Annotated in this window: 10 protein-coding genes and 1 pseudogene; 4 read left to right on the top strand and 7 right to left on the bottom strand. The window is 57.8% G+C overall.

Going from position 1 to position 10,162, the window contains the following annotated elements:
• From AC1DXX_RS32440 to AC1DXX_RS32415, 6 genes are all read right to left on the bottom strand, one after another.
• Positions 1-826 (bottom strand): hypothetical protein (locus AC1DXX_RS32440; protein ID WP_478138310.1); only part of this gene is annotated, 826 nt, incomplete at its 3' end.
• Entirely contained in the window at positions 823-2,157 is a 1,335-nt protein-coding gene (locus AC1DXX_RS32435; protein WP_478138309.1) for a hypothetical protein, read from the bottom strand. The genes AC1DXX_RS32435 and AC1DXX_RS32440, both read right to left, overlap by 4 nt.
• Positions 2,158-2,192: 35 nt before the next feature.
• Positions 2,193-3,617, bottom strand: a complete 1,425-nt coding sequence (locus tag AC1DXX_RS32430) for a lipopolysaccharide biosynthesis protein (RefSeq protein WP_478138308.1) — start codon at positions 3,615-3,617, stop codon at positions 2,193-2,195.
• The gene (locus AC1DXX_RS32425) at positions 3,601-4,674 is read right to left on the bottom strand and encodes an NAD-dependent epimerase/dehydratase family protein (RefSeq protein ID WP_478138307.1); all 1,074 of its coding nucleotides are present in this window, start codon (positions 4,672-4,674) and stop codon (positions 3,601-3,603) included. The genes AC1DXX_RS32430 and AC1DXX_RS32425 overlap by 17 nt, the downstream gene beginning before the upstream one ends.
• Positions 4,671-5,951, bottom strand: coding sequence for a Vi polysaccharide biosynthesis UDP-N-acetylglucosamine C-6 dehydrogenase TviB (gene tviB, locus AC1DXX_RS32420; protein WP_478138306.1), 1,281 nt, complete (start codon positions 5,949-5,951; stop codon positions 4,671-4,673). The genes AC1DXX_RS32425 and tviB overlap by 4 nt, the downstream gene beginning before the upstream one ends.
• A gap of 160 nt (positions 5,952-6,111) precedes the next feature.
• The gene (locus tag AC1DXX_RS32415; RefSeq protein ID WP_478138305.1) at positions 6,112-7,185 is read right to left on the bottom strand and encodes a polysaccharide biosynthesis/export family protein; all 1,074 of its coding nucleotides are present in this window, start codon (positions 7,183-7,185) and stop codon (positions 6,112-6,114) included.
• 412 nt (positions 7,186-7,597) lie between these two features.
• Here AC1DXX_RS32415 and AC1DXX_RS32410 point away from each other — a divergent pair, with 412 nt between their 5' ends.
• The 3 genes from AC1DXX_RS32410 (at position 7,598) to AC1DXX_RS32400 (ending at position 9,141) form a co-directional block, all read left to right on the top strand.
• Positions 7,598-7,882, top strand: coding sequence for a hypothetical protein (locus AC1DXX_RS32410; protein ID WP_478138304.1), 285 nt, complete (start codon positions 7,598-7,600; stop codon positions 7,880-7,882).
• A gap of 9 nt (positions 7,883-7,891) precedes the next feature.
• A complete protein-coding gene (locus AC1DXX_RS32405) occupies positions 7,892-8,056 on the top strand; it encodes a hypothetical protein (protein WP_478138303.1) in 165 nt (54 codons plus the stop codon).
• A 128-nt stretch (positions 8,057-8,184) separates the two neighbouring features.
• Positions 8,185-9,141 (top strand): S1C family serine protease, encoded by a 957-nt coding sequence (locus tag AC1DXX_RS32400; protein ID WP_478138302.1) that lies wholly within the window; start codon positions 8,185-8,187, stop codon positions 9,139-9,141.
• Positions 9,142-9,193: 52 nt separating this feature from the next.
• On the opposite strand, the gene AC1DXX_RS32395 is transcribed toward AC1DXX_RS32400, so the two are convergent.
• The gene (locus AC1DXX_RS32395) at positions 9,194-9,424 is read right to left on the bottom strand and encodes a hypothetical protein (protein WP_478138301.1); all 231 of its coding nucleotides are present in this window, start codon (positions 9,422-9,424) and stop codon (positions 9,194-9,196) included.
• A 216-nt stretch (positions 9,425-9,640) separates the two neighbouring features.
• Here AC1DXX_RS32395 and AC1DXX_RS32390 point away from each other — a divergent pair.
• Positions 9,641-10,162 (top strand): annotated as a pseudogene (locus AC1DXX_RS32390) (hypothetical protein); the annotation flags it as partial.

Below are 10,162 nucleotides of genomic sequence, written 5' to 3'. Positions count from 1 at the left end.
GCGATATTCCGGAACGGCTCATCGCTTCAAGTGCCTCGGCCAGTGCCAATAAGGTTCGCCATCGATTCAAGTGCAATCCCCCTACATATCCGAATCGGACTGCATTGGAGTCGGATTTTTTAATCATGGATATGTCGCCACTGCATTCGACACAATTCATGAAATAGTCGAATTTTTTTCCATATCGGGCAGTCATCGCCTCAGCCATGTTCGATCCAATCGCCAGCCCTATGGGAGCTCTGCGGAAGACTTCGGTGAGACGACGAGTCATCACACCTCGAAACAGTTTGCGAAGGCGGTGGGACTCATAAAGAGTGCTAGGCCAGTCGTCCATGAAATGGGGAACCACCGGCTTACCGAGACGCTTGGAAAGCTGTACTACCAACCCACAGATGCGTGATCCACCGAGAAGTGTGTAGATGACATCCGGCGCAAACTCATCCGCCCATTCGAGCAATGCAGGCGACGCCCTGAAAGGAACAACATCGCCTAYGGCGGCAAGCAATCCAAGGTCATTCGAGAAATTTTGGACTTGGACGACCGGGCCATTGCCCGGGATGGCAACTGGGCGGTTGCGCGACGTTCGGAATCGCCCCAGTGCCTGTTTCGCCAGCCGGACTGAGGCGATGTCATTGCTCGAAAATCGCCATATCTTTGTGCAATACGCCGGATCTGGCGCGCTGGGCGAATCGTAGATTTGCGCGATACGATCAATCGGCCACCCAGCAAACAGATTCGACATCGTGATCCCGGTCGCATCGACGCGGTTGATTGGGGCAGCGCTGACCACCAGTACTCTCGGAAACTCTGTACTGATTGGATTCACGCTATACCTCTTGTTTGACGGGCTAAGGCGCCTAAAAAAGGTGAGACTCGTCTGGCGCGCCTCAATTTCCCGCCAAAGACAATCCACGATATAAAGATTACAACGGTCGCAATCATCATTTCGCGCGTTTGCATCAACTGATTATTGGCGGGAAGGTATAAAAGACACGTTGTCAGAAGATAAAACACGCAAATTCCGAGAGGACTCTCGTAAATTACACCATCGATCAAACTTCTCGCATATGCGCGGCCAACAAAAAACATCAGAGCTAGCACCCCCGGGAAAGTGATATCCGACGCGAGCCATGGAAAGATAGTATGCCAATACATTTTGGCCGGCCAATTAAACGCATACTCCATGCGATACGGATAAGTTTTTTCAAATACATCGGACATTCCAAGGTATTGTTCGGCGTAAGACGTCAAGGCAAACGAGTTGCCGAACCCATATGACCATTCGAATGGCAGCTGCAGCGTTAGAGAAAGCCCGTAGTAGCCTTGACTGATATAGCTTATAAAAAGGGAGAGCCCTAATCCGATCGAATCGCCGAACAGCATGAAAAGCAAGCCATTCCGATCAAGAAAAGCTTGACTCGAGCCGTTGTAATCGAGCGCGTCGTACGCATTCAATCTAGATATTTGAAAAAACACAAAAACAGCGATTACCAACAATAGGAGAAATACACCATAACGACGCCAGCGGACGAAATCACGTCTTTGCAAATAGGCCTTCAAAATACCAATAGATGCAAGCAGAATAAATGTATCGAATAAACCCTTTTGCGCGCCTCTGGTTAAAATTCCGTGCATCAACTGAAGGCAAATCGCAAAAACCAGCAAAACTCGCCATTTCGCACCGATGCGCCGAAAATGGAATATGAGCGTCCCATTTGAAAGAAGAAATAACGGCGAAAACAAGGTTTTAATCTGAGTTGACAATGAAATATTTATTTCCGCCTCCTTTCCAGCAGCAAGTGCATTTATATAAACCTGCCCAGGATCCAACAATGCAGACAACAAAATTTCACCCTCAATTAAGTCGCCGCCAAATTCCAACAAAATTAAGGAAATCTGTAAAATAAGCCCCAAAACCGCCAACCGAAGAAAGCGCTTATAGTTCCTCGCAGACGCCTCATCGTCTCTCACCAATGGTTTTCTCCATCGCCTTGCAATGCTCCAATATCCCATTGCAAAGAGGCCGGTAGCCAAGCTCATGAATCCCAACATAAGCAATGTCGCTTCATCCTGATATGTCCAAGGCCCAAATAGGTGAAGAATTATTGTCGTAAAAATATAAGCAACAACAATTTTGAGCGGAGTAAAAACGCTCAATGAATTCTTCAGGTGCTCTGAATGCGATGGGACTATCACGGGATACTMGATCTATTGATCTGCAAACACATCTCACTTTTGCGCGAGAGTTCTGCGAAGCTGGCATGGATCTCGAACTGCATCAAAATGCATCTAGAGGCGAATCCAATATTGACCATCCACACCACGTACTCTTTCGGAAAAGAGTTTGGAATAAGTGCGGCTGCGAGCACAGCCCCCGCAGCTAGCAATAGGCCATAGCTAGCCTGCCCTTTGAAACGGGAGAGTCCATTTAAAATGAGTGACGCAATGCTGTTCCAGAAGCCGAGCACCATAAATACAGTCGATGCGACGATAAGGTGCGATGAAGGAACGATTTCGGGCGTGCCTGTCCAATGCCTAATGATGAAGGGGGCGCTCAATAAAATTACAGCACTGCTAATTATTGCAACGCCCATGCATGCGGTTGAACATTTTTGATATACCCCTCGTATCCACCGCGCGTCGTTTTTTTGGTTGGCCTCAGCGATTGCAGGCCAAAGCGGGCTTAAAACATATGTCAACAGCATTCCAGGAATCGCAAGCAGCTTCATCAGTACTGCGAAGTCTGCGACAGCCTCTGCGCCGTACTTGGATGAAATAAGAACAGGGATTGAATTGTTGACAAGATAAATCGCCACGGACGCACCCAGCCCCATGGCACCGACCGATAACAAGCCTTTTGCGCTCTCGAGATCGATCGCTTCSAAGATCTCTTGTCGGCGCAGCCTCAACCATTTGTGTCTGTAAAGCAGCAGCGGTATGCCTGCAAGCAGTAGGACACAGCTTGCCAGACCGCCTACAACAAAGACCAAAGCGGGTAGGCCTAGTTGAAAACGAACGACGACGAACAATAGCGCGAGCGAAAAAAATCGAGCAGCAACCTGCAGGACTGCGACCCAAAATCCATCTTGGACAGCGTTAAATGCACGCTGCACCAGCCCGCCGAGCAGTCCTAACGCGATGACTGTGGTGGTAGCGAGTGCTGTTGGACCAATATCAGCTTGGCCATCAGCACTCTGCAAGGAGAACAGCGAAGCGAGCTCCAACTGGGGCAACGCAAGGTAGCCAATCATCTCTACCACAATTACGATGACGCCCACCAAGGTAAATGCGCTATAGAACGCATTGCGCGCTCCCCGGTAGTCACCTTTACCCGCGTGTCGGGACATGCGATCTTGCATTCCGATGCCAACACCGAAATCGCTAAAGGTTATGAACGCCAACGCAGTGGACAAGGTCATCCAAATGCCGAAACGTTCTGGCCCTACATAGTCCAGTGCAAGTGGCACACTGATCAGACCGGTCGCCACCTGGACAATTTGGGCCACCATATTCATGGCCGCCGTTGAAGCCGCGCGACGGTACCGTTCTCGCCCAGTATTCACCACTTTGTTTGACATTTTTAATTTACCCGCGCCGCATTTAATGCGCAACCGCATTGCCGGCTGGGTTTTTATTGCGGGTTAAATACCAAACAATCGCCTTAGCAATTCCGCGTCGAATCGGATACGCAGGCGAGTAACCCAGGAGTCGCCTGCCCTTGGTCACATCGGCCTGCGAATGCCGCACATCGGCTGCGCGGAAGTTGCGGTACGACGGACTTTTCTCATATGGGAAACCGTTTGCTGCCAGCACATCGCGCAACGACTCGAAAAGCTGATTGAGCGTGGTGCGGTCTCCAACCGCAACGTTGTAGATCTGATTGCGCGCCTCGGCCACCGTTGTAGTTGCCGCGAGCAAATTTGCCTGAACGACGTTCGCGATGAAGCAAAAGTCGCGGCTGCTTTCGCCATCTCCGTTAATGAAAATGTCTTCGCCGGCGATCATTGCCGCCGTCCATTTCGGAATCACGGCTGCATAGGCGCCGTTAGGGTCTTGGCGCGGACCAAACACGTTGAAGTAGCGAAGACCGATTGACGTGAACCCGTAGCTGCGCGCAAAGACATCCGCGTAGAGTTCGTTGACGAACTTGGTGACCGCATAGGGCGACAGCGGCTTGCCAATGACGTCCTCGACCTTCGGCAACGCCGGGTGATCGCCGTATGTCGAACTGCTCGCGGCATAGGTGAAGCTACGTACTTCCGCATCGCGTGCCGCCACCAACATATTGAGAAAGCCATCGATGTTGGTGGCGTTGGTGGTGATCGGGTCTGCAAGGCTGCGCGGCACGGAGCCCAATGCGGCCTGATGCAAGACGTACTCCACACCCTCGCATGCGCGGCGACAATCCTCCAGCTTGCGGATATCGCCTTCTATGAAGGTGAACCGCGCCCATTGGTCTGCGGTCACCAGAGTCCGCACCTCGCCAAGATTGCGCAGGTGGCCGGTGGCAAAGTTATCCAAACCGACCACTTGCTGGTCGAGCGTGAGAAGTGTCTCGAGAAGGTTGCTGCCGATGAAGCCGGCGACGCCGGTGACTAGCCAGGTGTGGCGTTCGCTGGTCAGGCGTCCGAGCAGTTGCTCGTAGGCAGTTTGATTAGGAACGGGGGTAGTCATAGCCTGCCATCCGCGGCACCCAATGGCAGAATGCTTTTCACATCAAAAAGCACAGCGCCCGCTTGCCCAAAGGCCTTGATGCCGGATTCCCCCATGGCAACAAACTGGTGGTGCCCCACCGCCAGCACCACGGCGGCATATTGGCCGGGTTGAGGAATTTCTCCCAAGCATTTCAGTCCATATTCATGCTGGGCATCGGCCACATCAATCCACGGGTCGAACACGTCCACTTGGACGTTGTAGCTCTGGAGCGTACGCACAATGTTCACCACCTTGGTGTTGCGCACGTCCGGACAGTTTTCCTTGAACGTGAGACCTAGCACCAAGACCCTGCTGCCCAGCACGGGCAAGCGCTTGCGCAGCATCAGCTTGATGACTTCGTCTGCTACATGCATAGCCATGTTGTCGTTGATGCGTCGACCCGCCAAAATCACTTCTGGGTGATAGCCGACTTCGACCGCCTTGTGCGTCAGGTAGTACGGATCAACGCCTATGCAGTGGCCGCCCACCAGTCCCGGGCGAAAGGGTAGAAAGTTCCACTTGGTGCCAGCGGCCTGCAAGACCTCCAGCGTGTCGATGCCTAACCTGTGAAAGATCAGGCTCAACTCGTTCATGAGCGCAATGTTCACGTCCCGCTGAGTGTTTTCGATCACCTTCGCGGCTTCGGCCACTTTGATGCTGCTGGCCTTGTGGGTACCGGCAGTGATGATCTGGCGATACAGATGGTCGACGACTTCTGCAACCTCGGGCGTGCTGCCGCTGGTCACCTTCTTGATAGTGGGCAAGCGGTGTTCCTTGTCACCAGGGTTGATCCGCTCCGGGCTGTAGCCGCAAAAGAAATCTATGTTGAATTTCTTGCCGTTGCTGAACTTTTCCAGCATCGGCACGCACACCTCCTCGGTAGCACCGGGATAGACCGTAGATTCGTAGATGACGATCGCACCGGGCGGCATGACCTTGCCCACGGTTTCGCTAGCCTTGATCAACGGAGTCAAGTCGGGTCGATTGGCGTTGTCGATGGGAGTGGGCACCGTGACAATGAAGACGCCGCAATCGCGCAAGTCAGCCGTCTCTGAGGTGAAGACCAACTGCCTCGCCGTCTTCAGTTCCTCGGATGTGGTTTCAAGCGTGTGGTCACGCCCCACCCTCAGTTCGGCAATACGCTTGGGGTTGATGTCAAACCCAACGACATCGCGCTTCTTTCCGAATTCGACGGCCAGAGGCAGGCCAACGTAGCCCAAGCCGATGACGGCAATTTTTAGATCGTTTGGGTTCATTCGAGCCTGGTCCCGCAGATAGGGCGCTCCGACCACAAGTGGGCAAAGCCGCAGACGGCAAGGGGCTCCGAGTTCGACTTAAGGAAACTCGGAGGGCAAGCAACAAAATTGGCCGGTGTGCTGTGGCAAGACATATTCACCACGACTAACCGGGCCGCTATCAGCGGAGCCGATCCGCCGTTTCGCTACCCAGATTCACCACCTGGGCAGCGGGCAAGATCAGGCTGATCACGCGGTTCCATTTCACGAGCGGCACCGGGTCGATGTAGACCACGTCTTGGGGCTCCAGGTTGAACTGCCTAGCCAGCACCAGCGCGGCGGGGTTCTTGGCGTCTAAGTGGAAGATTGCGGGCAAGCCTGTGGCCCCCTGGCGGATCACGAAGATCTGGCCGGGGCTGGATGTGGTGAGCACCGGGCCGCCCGCTTCGCCCAGCGCCTCATTCAGGTTGAGGCGGCCGTTGCCGCGCATCGTCAGTGCCGATGGGCGCAGGATTTCGCCCATCACATACACCTTGGCGTCTTCGCGGTGGCCCACGCTGATGGTRTCGCCGTTCTTCAGGGGAATGTCGTTGCCGTCGCGGCCGGCTTCGCGCAGGCGCGTCAGGTTGATGTCGATGGACTTGCCATCGCGGACAAGAGTCACGGCCGCGCGGTTGCCGCTTGCAGTGATGCCGCCGGCCCGGTTGATGGCCTCGGTCAGCGTCATGGGCACGTCGGTGAAGATCTGCGAGCCCGGTACGCGCACCTCGCCTTCTATATAGGCACGACGGCTGCGAAAGGACTGAATGCGCACCGTGACTTCGGGCTCGCGCACCTGCGTGACGATCAACTTGGAGATGAGGTCGCCGGCCTCGGCTTCGGTGAGCCCCTCGACCCTGACGCGGCCAACATACGGAAAAGCGATCTCGCCCGAGGAGTCGACGATGAAGCCCGGTGCCACGCTCACGCCCGTGGGGTCGGCCTGCTGCGAGATGACAGCGCCGGCATTCGGCAGCAGCTCGGGGTGGTCATACACGATAACGCCCACGACGTCTCCGGGGCCGATGGTGTAACGCTGCGACTTGCCGAACAGTGCCCCCACTTCTGGCGGCACGCTCTTGGGCGTCATTTTGGTCAGCGTGCGCACAAGGGCCGGCGTAATGGGAGTGATCCGGTCCTCGGGCGCTGCGTCCGGGAGGTACAGGAACTTGGGCGGCAGATCCTCTGCACTTTGATACGGCTCCACGGTACCCATGCCGGGCACGATGGTGCAGCCTTGAAGCAGGGTACCTATGCACAGAGCCGCGGCCCATGCTGCCGCATTGACTTGACGTCTCAAAACAAACCCCTGTTTTTGTTGCAGTTCGATCGAACGCCCACAGAGGACTGGCTATTGCTGAATGCCCCCTGTTCTGGGCATCTTACGTTTGTTGCCGAATGTTCGGATTCGTTAAAAGTGAGCCTTATCACTTTTCTAAACACAAATAAAAGCGGCTTACCTTTTGCAACCCATCATTTAGCAAAAGTGTGATGCATGTCTCGTTGTCAGCAAGTGACGCCGTTGGATACGGACACAGGACGTCGAGGGACGTCTGGAGACGTGGCATCCCCAGTGGCAACGAGGAGAAGGCCGCTGCCGCTGTCTGAGCCTGACCGCGCCCCGCTCGGTGATCACCAAACTCGCGTCCCGTTGCACGCTGCTGGGTTGGGCCGGTCGGCGCAATCTCGCCGCAAGACTTGTCGTCTTTCGGACGATTAATTTTGGAGTGCAAGCACTAATCTTCGAATCAGCAGCAGATCAGGGTGCTCGAGTTTCAATACATCAAAAGCAAACGGAGAACACCCGTTTTGGACACCATGCACACTTTGTAATCGACATTGGAATCTTTGTGGCTGGCGTCTTTCTTGATGTTCTAAGCATGTGCCGCCTGTTGGATTCCACCGATCTCTGACCCAGGCGGTTGGCATCCCTGCATGTGCTCGACGAAGCGGTGGGCACCGGCGACGCGTTCGAACGCCTGGTGCACGGCGCTCAAAGCTACCCCTGCCCGGCGCCGGTGCGGTCGTGCACCCAGCGCATCGCCTGCTGCTCGGCATGGCGCAGCGCCTCCGCCTCGGTGGCGTAGGAGGCGTTGTCCGTGTCGGCGGGCAGCTCGATGTCTTCGTCCTTGAACGGCCGGAAACAGGCGGGTTGAAAAGCCGCAAGACAGCCGCCACTTCCTTGGGACGACCTGCCGACCGAAAGAGGCGCTTCATGGGCTCACGCGACGATTTCCTCCTCGACTCCTACTCCGCCACCGTCACCCAGGTGGCGCACACCGCCAGCGCGGCCGTCGCGCACATCAAGGTCCGAAAACCGCCGCAGCGCGGCAATGCAGGCGCACAGGGCAGCGGCTCCGGATTCCTCTTCACGCCCGACGGCTTTTCGCTCACCAATGCGCACGTGGTCGAGGGCGCAAGCGATATCCGCGCCGCCTTCGCCGACGGCACCGAGAGCATGGCGCGCCTGGTCGGGCTCGATGCATCGACCGACATCGCGGTGCTGCGCATCGAGTCGCACCCCAGCGCCTTCCTGCCGCTCGGGAGTTCGGCAGGCCTCCTGCCTGGCCAGGTTGCCGTTGCAGTCGGCAATCCGCTGGGTTTCGACTTCACCGTCACCGCCGGCATCGTGAGCGCACTGGGCCGCAGCCTGCCCTCGCGCGGCGGCCGGATGATCGAGGACGTGATCCAGACCGACGTGGCGCTCAACCCCGGCAACTCGGGCGGGCCGTTGCTGGACAGCACGGCCCAGGTCATCGGCGTGAACACGGCGGTGATCCCCTCGGCGCAGGGCCTGAGCTTCGCGGTGGCGATCGACACGGCGCGCTGGGTGGCGGGGGAGTTGATGCGCCATGGCGCGGTGCGCCGCGGAAAACTGGGCGTGCAATGCGCGGCCGTCGCGTTGCCGCGGCGCTGGGTGCGCGAGAACGATTGGCCCGTGGCCACCGGCCTGCGGGTGGTCGAGGTGGTAGCCGGTTCGGCCGCGGCGCGCGACGGCCTGCGCAGCGGCGACATCCTGATCGGCTGCGACGGCACGCCGCTCGCGCAGCTGTCCGACCTGCTCAAGCGCCTGGCGGGTGAAGGCTACGGCCGACCGTTGCTGCTCAAGCTGCTGCGGCCGGTGGCGGGGACGCTCACGCCGTTCTACCTGACGGTGACGCCGGCTGGCTGAGCATTGACCTTAGGGCGGTTGGCGACGTCCTGCGGCGCGGGCCGGTGGGCGGTCAGGCCCTGGGCCTGGCGGTCCACTCCCTGACGAAGTGGCTCGCCCGGAGCTTGGCGCGCTCCATGGCGGCCTCCCAGGACAGCTGCGGGGTGATCACGAGCACGCACCGGGGAACGCCGCCGAGGCTCAGCCTGGCCATGCCGACGTAAGCGCCGGAGGGTGTCTGCTCGAGCTTGAGGGAGCCGGTCCACGGGTCCGGCAGGTCGATGGCGAGAGGCGTAGCGTTCATGAGGGGGTCGAGAATAGTTGCCGATGCTCCGTTGCCCCAAGGAACTAATCCCTGTGCATCGACAAATTCGGTTCGGCGAGGACGAGGCACCTGGTAGGAGCCTTCCGTCATGACAAAGCGCCATTGACCCAGGCGCCCCCCTCGTGGACAGCGCACAGAATGCGCAGGCCTCATTGCACGAGCCCTTGCCCGAATGACCTCCAACGGATCGAACCCATGCTGAGAACCGGCACCCTGTCGCCTCGCCTCGGACAAGGTCTCTGCGCGCTCGGCCTGGGCGCACTGCTCGCGCTCTCGGCCTGCACCGGCACCACCGATGCGAAGCGCCAGGCGGACAACAGCACGCCACCGCCCACCGATTGCACCGCCTGGGTCGGCACCGACCGCAACGCGATGCTGCCCGGCTATCTGCTGCCGCAGGCGACGGGCGGCACCGCCTGCGTGCCGCTGCTGCTGACAGCCAACCAGCCACCCGCGAGCTACGCCGGCGGCGACTACCACATCAGCGAGTTCACCGACGACAAGCTCAAGGCCCGCTGGCGCGCCTGCAAGGAAGACCCGGCCTGCCTCAAGCGCATCGACGCCCAGATGCAGCGCTGGCTGCCACCGAACAAGGAGCGCGCCACCCGCTCCACCGGCATGGTCGATCCCTCGGGGAAGATCGATCCCGAGGGGCAGGTCGACCTGCGCAAGATCCGCCGGCCTGCGTTCTTCGCGAAAGCGCCTTACCGCGAAGGC

The sequence above is a fragment of the Variovorax sp. P4_B10 genome (assembly GCF_056402375.1).
Note: the sequence above shows the minus strand (reverse complement) of the source record. Positions and strands in the feature narration are given on the sequence as shown.